General features: G+C 70.1%; 15 protein-coding genes. 7 read left to right on the top strand and 8 right to left on the bottom strand.

The annotated features are described in order from the left end of the window. Both NMK44_RS29155 and NMK44_RS29150 read right to left on the bottom strand, forming a co-directional pair. Positions 1-1,567 (bottom strand): type I polyketide synthase (locus NMK44_RS29155; protein WP_254748633.1); only part of this gene is annotated, 1,567 nt, incomplete at its 3' end. Positions 1,568-1,786: 219 nt separating this feature from the next. Further along, complete coding sequence (locus NMK44_RS29150) at positions 1,787-2,338, bottom strand: hypothetical protein (RefSeq protein WP_254748631.1); 552 nt, start codon at positions 2,336-2,338, stop codon at positions 1,787-1,789. 292 nt (positions 2,339-2,630) lie between these two features. Between NMK44_RS29150 and NMK44_RS29145 the strand changes: the two genes are divergently transcribed. Then, complete coding sequence (locus NMK44_RS29145; RefSeq protein WP_254748629.1) at positions 2,631-4,064, top strand: M28 family peptidase; 1,434 nt, start codon at positions 2,631-2,633, stop codon at positions 4,062-4,064. Positions 4,065-4,137: 73 nt separating this feature from the next. Here NMK44_RS29145 and NMK44_RS29140 read toward each other — a convergent pair whose 3' ends face one another. Together NMK44_RS29140 and NMK44_RS29135 are read right to left on the bottom strand one after the other, a co-directional pair. Next, complete coding sequence (locus NMK44_RS29140; RefSeq protein ID WP_254748627.1) at positions 4,138-6,159, bottom strand: M6 family metalloprotease domain-containing protein; 2,022 nt, start codon at positions 6,157-6,159, stop codon at positions 4,138-4,140. A gap of 220 nt (positions 6,160-6,379) precedes the next feature. Continuing rightward, positions 6,380-7,201 (bottom strand): hypothetical protein, encoded by an 822-nt coding sequence (locus NMK44_RS29135; protein ID WP_254748623.1) that lies wholly within the window; start codon positions 7,199-7,201, stop codon positions 6,380-6,382. Positions 7,202-7,539: 338 nt separating this feature from the next. On the opposite strand from NMK44_RS29135, the gene NMK44_RS29130 reads away from it, so the two are divergent. Then, the gene (locus NMK44_RS29130) at positions 7,540-9,174 is read left to right on the top strand and encodes an AMP-binding protein (RefSeq protein ID WP_254748621.1); all 1,635 of its coding nucleotides are present in this window, start codon (positions 7,540-7,542) and stop codon (positions 9,172-9,174) included. A gap of 35 nt (positions 9,175-9,209) precedes the next feature. Here the strand turns inward: NMK44_RS29130 and NMK44_RS29125 are convergent, their stop codons facing one another. Next, entirely contained in the window at positions 9,210-9,578 is a 369-nt protein-coding gene (locus tag NMK44_RS29125) for an arsenate reductase family protein (protein ID WP_254748619.1), read from the bottom strand. Positions 9,579-9,692: 114 nt separating this feature from the next. Between NMK44_RS29125 and NMK44_RS29120 the strand changes: the two genes are divergently transcribed. Then, positions 9,693-9,977 carry a hypothetical protein gene (locus tag NMK44_RS29120; protein ID WP_254748617.1) on the top strand — a complete coding sequence of 95 codons (285 nt, stop codon included), beginning with the start codon at positions 9,693-9,695 and terminating at the stop codon, positions 9,975-9,977. A 60-nt stretch (positions 9,978-10,037) separates the two neighbouring features. On the opposite strand, the gene murJ is transcribed toward NMK44_RS29120, so the two are convergent. Continuing rightward, positions 10,038-11,624, bottom strand: coding sequence for a murein biosynthesis integral membrane protein MurJ (gene murJ / locus NMK44_RS29115; RefSeq protein WP_254748615.1), 1,587 nt, complete (start codon positions 11,622-11,624; stop codon positions 10,038-10,040). Between the two features lie 348 nt (positions 11,625-11,972). On the opposite strand from murJ, the gene NMK44_RS29110 reads away from it, so the two are divergent. From NMK44_RS29110 to NMK44_RS29100, 3 genes are all read left to right on the top strand, one after another. Further along, entirely contained in the window at positions 11,973-12,452 is a 480-nt protein-coding gene (locus NMK44_RS29110) for a YflT domain-containing protein (RefSeq protein ID WP_254748613.1), read from the top strand. 102 nt (positions 12,453-12,554) lie between these two features. After that, positions 12,555-13,034, top strand: a complete 480-nt coding sequence (locus tag NMK44_RS29105; protein ID WP_254748610.1) for a hypothetical protein — start codon at positions 12,555-12,557, stop codon at positions 13,032-13,034. 68 nt (positions 13,035-13,102) lie between these two features. Then, complete coding sequence (locus NMK44_RS29100; protein WP_254748609.1) at positions 13,103-13,780, top strand: DUF305 domain-containing protein; 678 nt, start codon at positions 13,103-13,105, stop codon at positions 13,778-13,780. Positions 13,781-13,845: 65 nt separating this feature from the next. On the opposite strand, the gene NMK44_RS29095 is transcribed toward NMK44_RS29100, so the two are convergent. Both NMK44_RS29095 and NMK44_RS29090 read right to left on the bottom strand, forming a co-directional pair. Beyond that, positions 13,846-14,751, bottom strand: a complete 906-nt coding sequence (locus NMK44_RS29095) for a M56 family metallopeptidase (RefSeq protein WP_254748607.1) — start codon at positions 14,749-14,751, stop codon at positions 13,846-13,848. Further along, the gene (locus NMK44_RS29090) at positions 14,748-15,116 is read right to left on the bottom strand and encodes a BlaI/MecI/CopY family transcriptional regulator (RefSeq protein WP_254748605.1); all 369 of its coding nucleotides are present in this window, start codon (positions 15,114-15,116) and stop codon (positions 14,748-14,750) included. Before NMK44_RS29090 ends, NMK44_RS29095 begins: the two co-directional genes overlap by 4 nt. Before the next feature lie 127 nt (positions 15,117-15,243). Between NMK44_RS29090 and NMK44_RS29085 the strand changes: the two genes are divergently transcribed. Next, positions 15,244-15,807, top strand: coding sequence for a TerD family protein (locus NMK44_RS29085; RefSeq protein ID WP_302888769.1), 564 nt, complete (start codon positions 15,244-15,246; stop codon positions 15,805-15,807). The last annotated feature ends 26 nt before the right edge of the window (positions 15,808-15,833 follow it).

Raw genomic sequence — 15,833 nt, 5'->3', positions numbered from 1 at the left:
AGGTGAGCAGTGACCAGCCCACTTCGACCGGAGACACACCAGTGTCCCTATCGACATGGCCGGCCAGGGCCGCTGCCTGGCCGCGCAATGCCTCCGCACTCCGTGCCGACACCACCCACGGCACCGGCCCGGCTACCGAACCGTCGTCCACCGGCGCCGGCGCGACCGCTTCCGACTCCTCCGGCGCCTGCTCCAGGATCAGATGGGCGTTGGTGCCGGAGATACCGAACGAGGACACCCCTGCCCGGCGCGGATGGTCGGCCCGCGACCACGGTGTGGCCTCCGTGAGCAGCCGGACGTCTCCGGCGCTCCAGTCCACATGCGGGGTGGGTTCCGAGATGTGCAGCGAGGCGGGCAGCAGTTCATGCCGCATCGCCATCACCATCTTGATCACGCCTGCCGCGCCCGCGGCCATCTGCGCATGGCCGATGTTCGACTTGATGGACCCCAGCAGCAGCGGTTGTCCGTCCGGGCGCTCCTGACCGTAGGTGGCCAGGAGTGCCTGGGCCTCGATCGGGTCGCCCAGGGTGGTGCCGGTGCCGTGCGCCTCGACCGCGTCCACCTCGGCGGCGGTCAGCCGGGCGTTGGCGAGTGCCTGCCGGATCACCCGTTGCTGGGACGGGCCGTTGGGCGCCGTGAGCCCGTTGCTGGCGCCGTCCTGGTTGACGGCCGTGCCCCGGATGACCGCGAGCACGCGGTGGCCGTTGCGCCGGGCGTCGGACAGCCGCTCCAGAAGCAGCACACCGACGCCCTCGGACAGCGTCATACCGTCGCTGTCCGCGGAGAACGCCTTGGAGCGGCCGTCCGGGGCGAGGCCGCGCAGTTCGCTGAAGCCGATGAACGGCGCCGTCGAGGACATCACGGCCACACCGCCCGCCAGGGCCAGTTCGCATTCGCCCTGCCGGATCGCCTGGCACGCCAGGTGCATGGCCACCAGGGACGAGGAGCACGCGGTGTCCACCGTGACCGCGGCTCCCTCGAGACCGAGGGCGTACGCCACCCGGCCGGACACCACACTGGCCGAGTTGCCGATGGTGAAGTAGCCGGCGGAGCCCTCGGGCACCTGTGTGGCGTCGGAGCAGTAGTCGAGGTGGTCACAGCCGATGAAGGTACCGGTGGCGCTGCCCCGCAGCGATTCCGGGTCGATACCGGCGTGCTCGACGGCCTCCCAGGACGCCTCCAGGGCCAGCCGCTGCTGTGGTGCCATCCCCAGCGCCTCGCGCGGGCTGATGCCGAAGAACGCGGCGTCGAATCCGGCGGGGTCGTCGAGGAACCCGCCCTCGCGGCAATAGCTGGTGCCGGGGTGTTCCGGGTCGGGGTCGAAGAGGTTGTCCACGTCCCAATTGCGGTCCGTCGGAAGCTCGGTGATGGCGTCCCGCTCCGCGGCGACGAGCTCCCAAAGTTCCTCGGGCGACCGTACGCCCCCGGGGAATCGACATGCCATCCCGACAATGGCGACCGGCTCGTGCCCGGCCGACTCCGCGTCCTTCAGACGGCGCTGAGTCTGACGCAGGTCCGCCGTGACGCGCTTCAGGTAGTCGAGAAGCCTCTCTTCGTTGTTCGCCATTGGCGGCGTACCCACTTCCCTCGACGAGAACCGGCGGAACGAGTGGTCGGGACCGAGCGGTGAACGCGCTCAAGGCGCTCAAGGCGCTCAAGGCGCTCAACGCGCTGAACGCGGTGCTGCGGGAACGGAATGGGCGGGACTGGAACCAGGTCCGGGACGGGGACGGAACGGAGCCGGAACGCGCCCGGTCAGGGCCGGGCGCCCGGTCCGCGCGCCGCGCTAGCCGCGTCGGCAGTCGTAACTGCCCCGCAGCACGTTCCCGTCGGGGAAGGTGAAGCTGGTGTTGTCCTTGAAATGTCCCGGCCCGAGGATCTGGTAGTCGTCGACCAGCCCCAGTTTGATTCCCTCGGTGTTTCCGCTGGCGTCCGGCTTGACCACCTGGTTGAGCGGCCCCTTGAAAATGAGATGACCGTTCTTCCAGCCCGAGGAGGTGTACGTACCCGAGGATCCCCAGTTGTCGTGGTACTGGTTGATGAAGGTCTTGTCGACGGGATTCCAGCCGAACGAGGAGCGGCCGACAACCTTTCCCGGTTCCAGAGTGGCGTCGGTGTAGTAGTAATGGCCGCCCATGGCCTTCTTGGTGGTCATGCGGAGCACCGCGGGCTTTCCGCCCGGCGGCGGGGTGTAGTCACAGGTGTAGGTGCCGAGCAGGAAGTCCAGATCGCGCATCTGGGGCGGCGCGGGCAGCGGGTTGGTGGACCGCGGCGGCTTCTTGCCCTCGGTGTCGGGCTCGGCGTTCACCGGGCTCACGGTGAGCGCGACCACGCTCACGGCCGCGAGGCCGACCACGCCGACGGGGACGTGCCGCCGGATCCACCGCGCCCCACGGGCCGGGGGACGCGGATCCTGTCCGTCTGTTCTGTGGGTAAGCACACTCAACTCCACCGGTAATCGGGGCCTGACCTCCGGTCCGGCGCCTGCGATCCCTCCTGGCGCCGATACCGCGACCATCATTTGCGTCCTCACTAAAGGTGATCTAACGCGCGCCTAGGTCCATGGCCTTAGCCCAGCTTTAGTGATATCGCCGACCATGAACCGGACGTTCGCGATGAGGAGGATGGCGATGGGCGATTCTGGCGGACTGGACGAGTCCTCGGCCACACCGGGCTGGCCGGCCCTGGAAAAGTACATCGACCGGGCACCCACCTCGAAGGAGATGATGACCTGGATCGAATTGATCGTCAGCCAGGGCATTCGCCGGGCGGGTTATCCGGCCGACAGCTGGACCGAGGAGTGGGCCGCCGACCAGTTCCGGGAGACGGGTCTCGAGGATGTCCGGCTGGAGCCGCTGGACACCCCGGTCTGGCGGCCGCGGTCGGCCACCTTCGAGATCTGGCCGACCGACCGTCCCGGGGAGGTCACCCGCTTCTCCGGGCTCGCCCTGCCGTACACCACCCCCACCGAGGGGACCGAGGGGCACCTCATCCGGATGGAGGAGGGGGAGGTGCGCGGGGGCATCGCCGTCCAGGAGATCGGCTTCACCCGGCTTCCGCAGACGGAGGTGCAGGCACGGGCCACCGACTGTTACGACCCCGAGGGTGTGTTCCCCGATCTCGTGCAGACGGTCCCCTTCGACCTGCCGCATGTCCTGGACTTCGACATCGCCATCAAGGACGGCGCGACCGCCTATGTCGGTCTGCTCACCGGACTGCCCTGGGAGACCAGTGACTTCTACTGGCCCTACGACGCGGAGCCGCGGTCGATCCCCGGTATCTGGCTGAGCGGGCAGGACGGGGCGCGGGTCCGGGAGCTGATGGCGTCCGGGTCGTGCGAGGGGCGGATCGTCTCCGACGCCACGCTCACCGAGGAGACCACCCACAATGTGGTGGGGACGCTTCCCGGCGCCTCCGACCACTGGGTGATCGTCGGCTCCCACCACGACGGTCCGTGGGCCTCGGCCGTGGAGGACGCTTCCGGTGTCGCCCTCGTACTGGCCCAGGCCAGGTTCTGGGCGTCGGTGCCACGGGAACTGCGGCCGCACAACATGCTGTTCGTCCTCACCTCCGGCCATATGGCCGGTGCGGCGGGCACCCAGGCCTTCATCGCGGCGCATCCGGAGCTGTTCCCCGAGGTGGTCCTGGAGATGCACCTGGAACACGCCGCACGGGAGGCGGTGGTGGTCGACGGCGAGGTCGTGCCCACCGACGACCCCGAGGTGCGCTGGTGGTTCACCACCCAGGCGCCGCGGCTGGAGAAGCTGGTGGCCGACTCCATCGCGGCGGAGGACCTGCGGCGTTCATGGATCCTGTCGCCGACGGCGTTCGCGCCCAACCCCGCGACCGACGGGGCGTACTTCTACTACACCGGGGTGCCCCTGGTGCAGTTGATCACCACTCCGATGTACATCTTCGATCCCCGGGACACCCCGGAGATGGTGGACGAACGGAGCCTGGTGCCGCTCACCATGGGGGCGGCGCGCATCATCGCGGGGACGGCCGGATGTGAACCGGACACCCTCCGGGTGCCGATCGAGAACGCCCAGGACACGACCTCCTAGGTACGCGAGTACGACGACGGCCCGCCGGAATCCGGCGGGCCGTCGTCGTACTCATATCCGGCCGTAGGTGTGTCTAGCGGCCGCCGGAGGCCGTCAGGGCGCAGCGCGCCGTGGCGGTCTTGCGGGGGTCGCTCTCGGAACGCGCGGTGAGGAGCACCGTGCCGAGCCGGTCGGCGCCCTTCTTCGCGGACACGGCCACGTTCACGTCCACCGAGGATCCGGCCTCGGCGGTGGCCAGCCGGTTGGGCAGCCAGGCGGACCAGCCCCGCCCGGCGGTCGTGGCCGACAGCCGGTACACATCGGAGGTGGTGGAGGCGGCGGTCCCGGACCGGTGGTCCCGCGGGGGTGCGGTGTCAGCGGTGTCACCGGTGTTGGCGAGGGCGAAGGTGCACCGGGCCGGGCCACCGGACGGTTCACCGGCCGGCTGGCCCCGGTGGACGGTCAGCCCCCGCCGCTGTGCCCCGTCGCCGTCGAGGGAGCGGACGGCCACGGTGTACGACAGCACTCCGGACCGGGTGCGGTGCAGATCGAGGACGTAGAAGTGCAGCCGGTTGGCCTTGTCCACGTACTCGTACTGGCTGCCGGAGTCGGCACCGGCGTGGAAGAGCGCATCGCTGAGCTGGCGGTAGTCGCCCATGGTGATCTTCTGCGGGGTGCCGTCGGGACGCTTGAAGTCCACGAGGTCGATGTCCTCGGGATGCGCGTCGACGACCCACGCGAACGGTGCCCGGTCCTGCTCCTTGGTCTTGCTGATCAGCACGCCGTTGTCGGGGGTGAAGGAGTCCATGCCCATCCGGTCCACGACCTCGAGCGTGTAGTGGTCGTAGCCGCCGCCGTCGCACAGCGGATCGGTGCCGCGGTCGCAGGGCGGGGAGAGGTCCTTGTCCATCGCCACGGTCACCCCGGAGAGCCCCTTCCTCCCCGGTGGCGCCGAGCGCGCGGTGACCCGGGCGGTGACGAGGCCGGAGTCGTCGAGGGCGGCGCGGTCCAGGCGCAGGACGTTGCGCTCGTCCACGATGCCCAGCTTCAGCTTGTCGCGCAGCACATGCTGGGCACCCATCGAACCCCCGGCGGTGGCGGGGATCCGCCAGCGGGTGTGCGGGCCTCCCGGACCGTTGAACGAACCGCGGGAGAGCATGCCCCAGATACCGGTGTAGGCACGGCTGAGCGGGGTCCCGTACGGGTTGTTGTAGTTGTCCCCGATGCCCAGGATATGGCTCAGCTCATGGGCGTACACCGCCATACCGGAGCTCTCGGCCTGGAGGGACGAACCGTCCGAGGCATTCGGCCAGATACGGGCGGCGGCCTGCCAGGAGGTCCACGGGACGTAGCGGGTCCTGGCCGCGTTGTTCCCGGTGGACACCGGCGGGCCCCACGCCGCGGGGACGTCGCCCGCGCTCGCGAACTTCATCGGGCCGAACTCCTGCCAGGTGGAGGACTCGTCCTCCCCGGCGGTGAGGTAGAACACGAAGTCGAACTTCGCCGCCTCGCCGGAGCCGATGTCCCCGGTCCACGCCGCCTTGGCGTCGGCGCGGATGTCCTTGCCGCAGGTGTCCCCGGACGGGAAGGCGCCCGGGTTCATGGAGTCCTCGACCCCGTATTGGTACGACGTGGACGGCATGCGGTAGACGCCGAAGGCGGTCAGATCCACACCGATGCGGCCACCGGAGTCCTCCATCCAGTACTCATTGATGGTGTGACCGTGGTTGAGCGGACCCGGTGTGTTGAGGAAGTCCCGGTAGAAGCCGGGGAGGCGGTCACGGGGGATACCGGCGGCGCTGGTCTGCGGATTGCCGAACCGGTTCGATCCGGCCGGGCGGCTGACCGTGAACTCCTCATCGGGGTAGTCCAGGAGCACCAGCGCGCCCTTGAAGGTGCGCTGGGTGGGTTCGACCGACGGGTCGGCCCAGTCGGTACCGGGGACCGCGCGGTAGTCGGCCCAGGTCATGTCGTCCGGGTTGCGCCAGTTCTGGGGGTCGATCGGCCGCATGAGCGGAGGACCGGTGGGCCGGGCCGACGGTGCGCCGTCGGCGGTGGCGCGGGCGGGGCCGGCGGCGACGGCCGCCACGGTGGCGAGAACGGTGGCGACGAGCACTGAGCGGCGGGCTCGTCTTCGGCGCAGGAACAAGGCTCACCTCTTGTCGGGCGTCTTGGGGCTCAGACATGACAAGCCATGCGAACGGTATGCCTACCGCTGAACAAGGTAAGCCGGGGGAGAGGGAGGCGCCAGAGTGCCGCTGTGACGGCCGCGCGGGGCGCGGCACCGGATCCGGCCGCGGCTCAGCCGCGGCCGGACGGAGCGGTCCGTCCCGGGATCACACCGGTCGCAGCCGGCGGACGCGGTCCAGGTCCCCGGCGAGCAGATCCTCGTGGGCCAGGGTGAAGTCCCCGTTGGGCAGGGCTTCCTGCCCGTAATAGGCGCCCATCACCGTATCGGGGAGGAATCCGCGCAACGTGTGGCGCATACCCGCGGGATAGTCGACGGGCTCGCCCCAGCCCTCCGGGGCCTCGTCGGTGCCGAACAGCACCCAGTGGTCCACCGGCACCTCGGCGTCCGGATCGGGCGGTCCGCCGGTGTGGCAGTCCAGCGCGGGGAGCGTCAACTGGTCCGGATCCAGGGGCTCGTACCACATCAGCAGGGGCTTGGCGCGCTGAGCGTCGCCGTTGTCGAAACAGCACACCGCGATGGTGTGACACGGATACCGATCCGCGTAGAACTCCAGCAGCCGGGGATCCAGCCGGGGCCGTTTACGGGGCTCCACCTGGTGCAGCGCCTCGGGGATGGCGGTGGCGTCGCGGGCCAGCAGCACGGTGTAGACGTCGTGGTCGAACACCGTCACCCGCGGCCCGCGGTCCGAGCTCATCCAGTCCATGGTGGCGGGCGCCGCCACCGGCATCGGACGCACCGCGTCCACCATGCGCTCCAGGATGTCGTCCGACGTCCCCACGGAGAGGAAGTTCTCCCGGGCCATGGGGAGGGCGGGCAGATGCAGCAGCATCGCATTGGGCCCGGTGGCCAGATTGACCGAAGTGTTCTGATAGCCCAGCACATGGATCAGACCGTGTTCCGGGTGGTGGCGGCGCCCCGTGTACACCGTGGTGCCGGAGAAGCCGGCCGGGGCCATCGAGATGCACATGGGGAACACGCTACCCACGTGGCGGCGGGCGCGGCGCGCCGGGACGCGCGGTGAGCGGGAGCGGCTGATGCGGGCTTTGGGGGGGCGTTGGGGGCGAAGCGGACGCCGGTCGGCAACGCATGTGTTCCGTACCCTCGGACGGCTGCCGAGCAGGTGGCAAAGCGCGATAGCGTGTACAGGCCAACGGGAGGCTGCTGAACGGCCCGGGAACGCGGTCCGGCACACCCGGGACCAGTACATCCGGAAAGCGCGTGCACCCGCGCTCCTCCGGACCGGGCGGCCCCACCGACCGGCTTTCCGTCTGGCGCGACTCGTGGAAACCAGCACTAGGAGCCCTCTTGACCAGCCCGGAACAGCGCATGGCTGACCTGCTCAAGACCTTCGGTGAGCCGACGGCGAGCACCGCGTATCTGTTGTGCGACAGGCACCCGGCCGACGCCGTGGCGTTCACGTTGGTGGGCAAGGATCTGACCGGCCATGACATGACGTTCGGTGAGCTGCGTGACCGCTCGGCGCGTATGGCCGGGGCGCTGGCGGACCTGGGCGTCGGGGTCGGCGACCGTGTCGCCACCCTCATGGGCAAGTCCGCCGAACTGCTGGTCGTGACGCTCGCGATCTGGCGCCTCGGGGCTGTCCAGGTCCCGCTGTTCACCGCGTTCGCACCGCCCGCCATCGCGCTGCGGATCACGGGCAACGGCACCAAGGTCATGATCACCGACGCCGATCAGCGCCCGAAGCTGGACCCGGAGTCCGGCTCCGCCGCCGACCGGTCGTGGCGGATCGTCACCACCGGCCCGGTCGAGGGGGACGACCTCGGCTTCGCCGAGCTGGAGGCAGGCGGCGCACCGCAGGCCGAGCCGGTGGCCCTGGGTGGCGACGCCACGATCGTGGAGCTGTTCACCTCCGGCACCGCGGGCACCCCCAAGGCCGTCCCGATCCCGCTCCGGGCGGTCGCGGGCTTCACCATGTACCAGGAGTTCGGCCTGGAGCAGCGCCCCGAGGACGTGTTCTGGAACGCTGCCGACCCGGGCTGGGCCTACGGCCTCTACTACGCCATCATCGGGCCGCTCGCCCTCGGACAGCGCAGCCTGCTCTTCAACAGCCTGTTCTCCGCCGAGTCCACCTGGGCCGTGCTCTCCCGGTACGGCGTCACCAACTTCGCCGCCGGCCCCACCGTCTACCGCAAGCTGCGCGGCTCGGATCTGCCCGTCCCCGCCGGCCTGCGGCTGCGCTGCTGCTCCGCGGCCGGTGAACCGCTGCCCCCGGATGTCGTGGAATGGGCGCGGGAGACCCTCGGTGTCCCGGTGCGCGACCACTACGGCTCCACCGAACTGGGCATGGCGATCACCCATGCGTGGCACCCGGACCTGCGCACCGACATCAAGCCCGGCTCCATGGGCCGGCCGATGCCCGGCTGGGAGGTCAAGGTGCTCCGCGAGGACACCAACTCCGCCGAGGCCAGGACGGACGTCCCCGGCCGTGTCGTGATCGACATCGCCGCCAGCCCGCTGATGTGGTTCCAGGGCTACCGTGAGGCGCCGGAGCAGACCGCCGAGAAGTTCAGCCCGGACGGCCGCTGGTTCTACACCGGTGACACCGCCGCGCGGGACGAGGACGGCGATCTGTTCTTCTCCGGACGCGGCGATGATGTCATCCTCATGGCGGGCTACCGCATCGGCCCGTTCGAGGTCGAGAGCGTGCTGCTGGAACACCCGGCCGTGGCGGAGGCCGCCGCGGTCGGTGTGCCCCACGAGGAGTACGGCGAGGTCGTCGAGGCGTTCGTGGTGCTGCGCCCGGGAACGGAGCCCGGGGATGCGCTCGCCGCCGAGCTCCAGCGGCTGGTCAGGGAGCGGTTCGCCAAGCACGCGTACCCGCGGGCCGTCCACTTCGTCGCGGAACTCCCCAAGACCTCCAGCGGGAAGACACAGCGCTTCCTGCTGCGTCCGCAGGCGAGCTCCGGCCGGGGCCGCTGAGCCACGGCGTCAGTCCGGTCCTGATCCCGCCGGGGTCAGGACCGGGAGCGCGACAGCGCCTCCCGCACCGCCTCCTCCGTGCGTCCCACCACTGCCGAGCCGTCGTCCGCGGTGATGATCGGCCGCTGGATCAGCTTGGGGTGCTCCGCCAGTGCCGCGATCCAGCGGTCCCGCGCACCCGCCTCGCGGGGCCAGTCCTTCAGCCCGAGTTCCTTCGCGGCCGCCTCCTGGGTGCGGGTGATGTCCCACGGTTCGAGCCCGAGCCGCTCCAGCACCGCCCGGATCTCGTCCTGGCTCGGTACGTCGTCGAGATAGCGGCGGACGGTGTACCCCGCGCCCTCCGCGTCGAGCAGGGTGAGCGCGCTGCGGCACTTCGAGCAGGCCGGGTTGATCCAGATCTCCATGCCGCACACCGTATCGCGGAACCGGTTCAGACCCGGTCTGACCAGGGGCCTTTGTCAGTGCCCGGCCGTAGAATGGAGGCAGTGAAAGGGAAGGTTCCCCACCGTCTCAGGAGGATGCCGATGGCCGCTGCCGCAACACCTCTTCCGGACCTGCCGAGCTTTCCGACCCTGCCGAGGAAGCGGATGCCCGCGGGCCGTCCGCGTGAGTGGTACGAGTCGCACAACCGTCGGCTGAAGGCCATGCGCCTGGCCGTCGCGCTGCTCAACTCCGGTGTGTACCGCGCCGAGCAGGCACCCAACCGCAGGATACGCACCACCGCGGCCCGGATCGGGGTGCATCCGCCCTCCGACACCACCTGCCGCATGGTGCGCTCCCTCATCCGCCACGACAGCCGCTGACCGATCCGCTGCCCACCGCGCCCGATCCGGCGCGGTGGGCAGCCCCAGTGGCGCGGTGCGTCAGCCGAGGCCCGGCAGGCTCCGCAGTTCGCCGATTCGCAGCACCCTGGCGAGGACGAGGAACAGCAGCGCCATGGTGACGCATCCGCCGGTCAGCCCCAGCACGGGAGCCCAGGCCGGGGAGTCCACGGCGGTGGAGCAGCCGCGGGCCACCAGCCAGCCGAGCCCGGCGGCCGCCACCGCGGCCGCGGTCAGCTTGCCGTACGTGCGGCACAGCCGTTTGCCGTCCAGCCGCCCTTCCAGCCGGCGCCGTAGCCGCAGCGCGGTGAACAGCAGCCCCACCGCGTAGGACACGGCGTAACCGGCGGCCATACCGGTCACCGACCAGCGCGCCGGGAGCAGCAGATGGCAGGCCACCGCCAGGGCGATGTTCACCCCGCTGATCCACACCGCCATCCAGAACGGGGTACGGGTGTCCTCGAAGGCGTAGAAGCCGCGCAGCAACAGGTACTGGGCCGAGTACGGGATCAGGCCGAGGCCGAACGCCTGGAGCATCTGCCCCAGCGGCAGTGCGCTGGTGGGGTCCGAGGAGCCGTGCGCGAAGAGCAGTTGGGCTATCTGCGGGCCGAAGGCCAGGAAGAAGAAGGCGGCGGGCACGATCACCACGCCACTGGTCCGCAGTGCGCGGGAGAGGTCATGACGCAGATCGTCCAGCCGGTGTTCGGCCACCGCCAGGCTCATCCGCGGCAGCAGCGCCGTGACCAGCGAGACGGTGACGATCGACTGGGGCAGCAGCCAGATGGTCTGCGCGTAGGAGTAGGCGGAGTAGCCCACTCCGGAGGTGGGAAGTCGCTGGTCGGCCGCGTTGGCGAAGTTGGTGACCACCGTCAGCGCCACCAGATTGGCCACCACGAGCAGCAGGGTCCAGCGGGCCGCCGACAGGCTCTTGCGCAGTCCGGTGCCCCGCCAGTCGAACCGCGGCCGGAAGCGGAAGCCGGCGGCACGGACGTACGGAACGAGCGCGAGGGCCTGGAGCGCGATACCGATGGTGGTGCCGATCCCCAGCAGCCGTACCTGCGCTGCGGTGATGTCCTCCACCCGCTCGGGCGCGGCCAGCAGTCCGACGTACCACCCGAACATGGCGATGAGGATGACGTTGTTGAGCACCGGGGTCCACATCATCGCCCCGAACTTCCCACGGGCGTTGAGGACTTGGCCCATCATGAAGTACATGCCGTAGAAGAAGATCTGCGGCAGCAGGAAGCGTGCGAAGACCACGGTGAGCTCGAAGGCGGCGTGGGTGTTCGGAGAGTCGTCCCGGTAGACACTGACGATCTCCGGCGCGGCCCATACGGAGAGCAGGGTGCCGACACCGAGTACACAGAGCACCAGGGTGACCAGGCGCTGTTCATAAGCCTGGCCGCCGTCGGGCTGTTGGGCGCGGGCACGCACGAGCTGGGGCACCAGTACCGAATTGAGGGCACCGCCGATCAGCAGCGTGTACAGGCTCATCGGCACGGTGTTGGCGGTGTTGTACGTACTGGCCAGCAGACCGGTGCCGAGCGCCGCGGCCTGGAGCACCTGCCGGATCAGCCCCGTCGCCCGGGACACCATCGTGCCGAGCGCCATCAGCATCGACGAGCGCATCAGCCCGCCCCCGCCGCCGCCCCGTGACCGGGCGGAGTGCCGTCCCCGTTCCCGCTCCCCCCGTGACCGTGAATCCGTCCCAGCCCCTGACTTCTCGATCATGGGGGCAATCTACCGGGGTGCCCGGGACGCCTTTTCCGGTGGGGGAGGGGCGGCGGGAAAGGAAGAAGGACGGCGGGTCCGGGGAATGGCCCTCGGAATTCCGGCGGCACCGGCAGGAAGGAGGAGATCCCTTGCCATACCTTCGATGAAAGATATGCATTTTAGCAGGTATGTACCGGTGTGTCGCTTCCCGTTGCGGGGCGGGCGCTCCGGACGCAGGCTCTCCTTGACGGAGGGAGCCTTGCGATGACCCAGCACACGCCCTCGGCGGTGGTCGACCGTCCGGTCGTCGGTTCGTACGCGAACTACGCCGGGGCCCAGCGCGCTGTCGATTTCCTGTCCGACAACAAGTTCCCGGTGGAGCACACGGCGATCATCGGCTCGGATCTGCGCATGGTGGAAACGGTGCTCGGGCGGCTCACCCGTGGCCGGGCGGCGCTGGCCGGTGCCGGTGCGGGTGCCTGGTTCGGTCTGCTGATCGGACTGCTGCTGTCGGTGTTCGCGGCCGGTGAGCACAACGTCATCCTGCTGATCATCAGCGGTATCGTCTACGGCGCGGTGTTCGGCGCGATCTTCGGATTTGTGAGCCACGCCGTCACCGGCGGGCATCGCGACTTCGCCTCGCGCAGCCAGATCGTGGCCGCTCGGTACGACGTGGTCGCCGATGCCGAGGTGGCGGAAGAGGCGAAGAACATGCTGATCAAACTCGGCTGGCGGGAGGACTGACGGCCTCCGGCGCCTCCGGGGCGCCCCCCCTGGCGCGTACTAATCGCCTTAGGAGTATGGTGTCCCTTCGAGGCGGCATGCGCCGGCACGGGAGGGGCAGCGGTGAGCATCGGCGGACGGGTGTGCGGGGGTGTCGTCCCCCGGCTGCTGCTGATGGTTGTCCTGGCCATGGGCGTCATGGTGATGCACACCCTGGGACACCCCGACGGTGACTCCGGCTCCGGTGCGGGCGGCCCGGCGCACCACGCCGCCGTGGCCCCGCACGCCTCATCCGGCCATGGCGGCTCCCCGGGGCACGGCCGCGCCACGAGCCACCACGGCGGACATCACCGGGTCGAGCCGGCGGTGGCGGCCGATGCCGCGCCCCTGGCCGAGCCCCGTGAGCCCCTGGCCATGATGGACATGGCCTCGCTCTGTGTGGCGGTGCTCGGGGTCTGGGTGCTCATGAATCTGCTCTGCGCGGCCCTCACCAGCCGTCGTGGACCGCCCCCGGAAGCCGGTGCCCCGCCGGGCGCCACCGTACGGCTCCGGCCTCCCCCACCCGGGCCCGACCTCGTCGCCCTGTCAGTTCTGCGGATATAGGCCGCATCGCGTCATCGCGCCTGAACGACCACAGAACCGACCATCACCGGCACATGAGGTGCATCGACATGACCGCAATCACCCCTGCCCGCCGACGGCTGCTCCCTCGCCGTCTCACGGTGGCGGCCGCCACCGTCGCGGCGGGACTGCTGCTCGCCGCGTGCGGCGGCGGCTCCGAGGAGCGTACGGAGCACGGGAGCGCACACTCCTCGTCGCACTCCTCGGCCTCCGCCCCGGCAGACCCCCGCTCCGCGAAGGGCGCGTTCAATGACGCGGATGTCCATTTCGCGCAGAAGATGATTCCGCATCACCAGCAGGCGCTGGACATGGCCCGGCTGGCCGCCGACCGGGCGTCGGACGCCCAGGTCACACGGCTGGCCGGACGGATCGAAAAGGCCCAGGGCCCGGAGATCAGGACGATGAGGTCCTGGCTGAAGTCCTGGGGCGCACCGCAGCCGAGCTCCGGGAGCGGCATGCCGGGCATGGACCACGGCTCGGATGGCGGGCACGGCATGGACGGCATGATGTCGCAGCAGGAGATGGACCGGCTCGAAGCGGCCGAGGGTGCCGCCTTCGACCGCGCCTTCGCCCGTCTGATGATCAAGCACCACAAGGGTGCCATCGCCATGGCGAAGAAGGAGCGGGAGAACGGGCGCAACACCGCCGCCAAGGAACTCGCCGGTGACATCGTCACCGGCCAGTCCGCGGAGGTGACCACCCTGCGTACCGTCGTCGACCGGCTCTGACCGTGGCACTCCGTGGCTCCGGTCCCGCCGGGTCCGGAGCCACGGCGGCCGCGCCGGGAGGCGGCCTAGCCCAGGCCCGGCAGACAGCAGGCCAGAACCGGCAACAGCGGTACGGTCGCGGCCCCGGCCGCCATCACGCCGCGCATCACCGGACGCGCCGGTCCGCGCGGAGCCAGCATCCGCCGCAGGCGGACCAGGGCGTCCGGGCCGCCGGCCAGGAACGCGCCCCGGGGGGCCCTGCCCTCGGCCATCGCGTACAGGGCCGAGGCCAGCACCTCGCGCGGATGGCTGCGCAGCGCCCGGTCGTCCGCCGCCATCTCCAGCAGCAGCGCCGTCTGCTCCCTGGCCGTACGGGCCAACGGCAGTCGGCGGAAGGCGGTGGCGAACGCCTCGGCCGCGGCCAGCGCCAGATGGTGGCGGCCCGTGACATGGGCGCGCTCATGCGCCAGCACGGTGTCCAGCTGGGCGGGCGACAGCACCCGCAGGGTGCCGGAACTCACCACGATCCGCGGGCGGCGCCCGGGCAGCGCGTACGCCACCGGTGTCTCGTGGTCGAGCACCGTGGCGCGCAGTCGCGCCGAGCGGCGCCCCACCAGGTCCAGCACGCTCCGGTGGCGGGCGCGGGCGTGCCGGGCCCGCAGCAGATGAAAGCCGAAGCACACCAGGGGCAGAAGCATCACACCGACCGGTACCGCGACGGCCGGAACGCCCGTGAGACCGGGGACATCTGTGGCGAAGGGCACCCCGCAGAAGCGGAGCAAGCCGGACATTCCATTATGAAGATGCCCGGTTGGGGCGATGAGGTGGTAACTGGCCAATGCCACCGCGAGAGTGAACGACACGGCCAGACCCTGCCACATCGCGACAGACGGGGCAGGGAAGCGGTGTGACCAGGTGCCGCGGGCCAGGGCTTCCGGCGTCAGCACGCCGACCACGGCCGCGTAGCAGACCAGCGCGAGCGCGTCGGTCACGCCTGCGGCCGCTTTCCCGCCGCCCGCAGCGCCTTGCGCAGGGCGTTGACCTCCTCCGGGCCCATCTGCCGCACGAAGTGGGCGAGGGCGGCGGGACGGTCGTCGCTGGTGCCGAGCGCGTCCTCCATGAGCGCGGCGGTGTACTCCTCGCGGCTGCGCACCGGTGAGTACACCCAGGCGCGGCCCTCCTTGGCGCGCAGCAGCCAGCCCTTGTTGTAGAGGATGCCAGCCACGGTCATGACTGTGGTATAGGCGACGGGGCGCTGCACATTGATGTCGTCCACGATCTCCCGCACCGTCGTGGGACGTCGCCACGCCCAGAGGCGGTCCATGATCTCCGCCTCGAGCTCCCCCAACCGTCGCATGACCGCTTCCTTCCTCCGCTTGTACGCAGCTCCATAGTAGAGACCCCTCATCGGCCCGGTGCGGGCACCTCCCGTTAATCCTCAACTCCCCTTGCCGCGCGATAGGATTGACGGGATCCATACGCCACTGAGCAGAACGAACCGAGGAAGGGAAGTCTGGGTGACTGGTCTCAACAAGGGTCTCCGGAAAATCGAGGTGGCACTCAAGTGGGATCCCAGCCCCACAGGTGAGCCGCCCAATGATCTCGACATCGTCGCCGCGACCTACCCCGCCGCCGACCCCTTCGGCGAGCCCGCGTACCTGGTCCACTTCGACAGCCGCTCGCCCGACGGCACCATCAACCTCAACAGGGACAGCCGTACCGGTCAGGGCTTTGGTGTGGACGAGTCCATGACCCTGGAGCTCGACCGGCTGTCGAGCGAGTACTCCCGGGTCGTCGTGGGCGTGGCGATCCAGCAGGGGGCCGGGCGCAAGACCTTCGGCGAGGTCGCGAACACCAGCGTCCGGATTGCCGAGGGGTACACCGAGCTGATAGAGAGCGATCTCACCGGTGTCTCCGGGGCCACTGCCGCCACCGTCGCCGTATTCACCCGTGATGACGCGGGTGAATGGGGAATGCAGAGTGCCATTCGCGGTTTCGATGTCGACCCGGGGGAATTCACGCGGCTGATGGGCAAGGATTATTCCTGAGCGCAGGTTCGCGGGTTCGCGGGATC

Source organism: Streptomyces cucumeris, assembly GCF_024295805.1.
GTDB lineage: Bacteria > Actinomycetota > Actinomycetes > Streptomycetales > Streptomycetaceae > Streptomyces > Streptomyces cucumeris.
The sequence above is the reverse complement of the archived record's forward strand: the minus strand, read 5'-3'. Positions and strand labels throughout refer to the sequence as shown.

What these genes read in the sequence shown, in the direction of transcription:
- NMK44_RS29145 (WP_254748629.1), top strand. Translation starts at nt 2,631, where the DNA reads ATGGGCGATTCTGGCGGACTGGACGAGTCCTCGGCCACACCGGGCTGG.
- NMK44_RS29135 (WP_254748623.1), bottom strand. Translation starts at nt 7,201, where the DNA reads ATGTGCATCTCGATGGCCCCGGCCGGCTTCTCCGGCACCACGGTGTAC.
- NMK44_RS29125 (WP_254748619.1), bottom strand. Translation starts at nt 9,578, where the DNA reads ATGGAGATCTGGATCAACCCGGCCTGCTCGAAGTGCCGCAGCGCGCTC.
- NMK44_RS29120 (WP_254748617.1), top strand. Translation starts at nt 9,693, where the DNA reads ATGCCGATGGCCGCTGCCGCAACACCTCTTCCGGACCTGCCGAGCTTT.
- murJ (WP_254748615.1), bottom strand. Translation starts at nt 11,624, where the DNA reads ATGCGCTCGTCGATGCTGATGGCGCTCGGCACGATGGTGTCCCGGGCG.
- NMK44_RS29110 (WP_254748613.1), top strand. Translation starts at nt 11,973, where the DNA reads ATGACCCAGCACACGCCCTCGGCGGTGGTCGACCGTCCGGTCGTCGGT.
- NMK44_RS29100 (WP_254748609.1), top strand. Translation starts at nt 13,103, where the DNA reads ATGACCGCAATCACCCCTGCCCGCCGACGGCTGCTCCCTCGCCGTCTC.
- NMK44_RS29090 (WP_254748605.1), bottom strand. Translation starts at nt 15,116, where the DNA reads ATGCGACGGTTGGGGGAGCTCGAGGCGGAGATCATGGACCGCCTCTGG.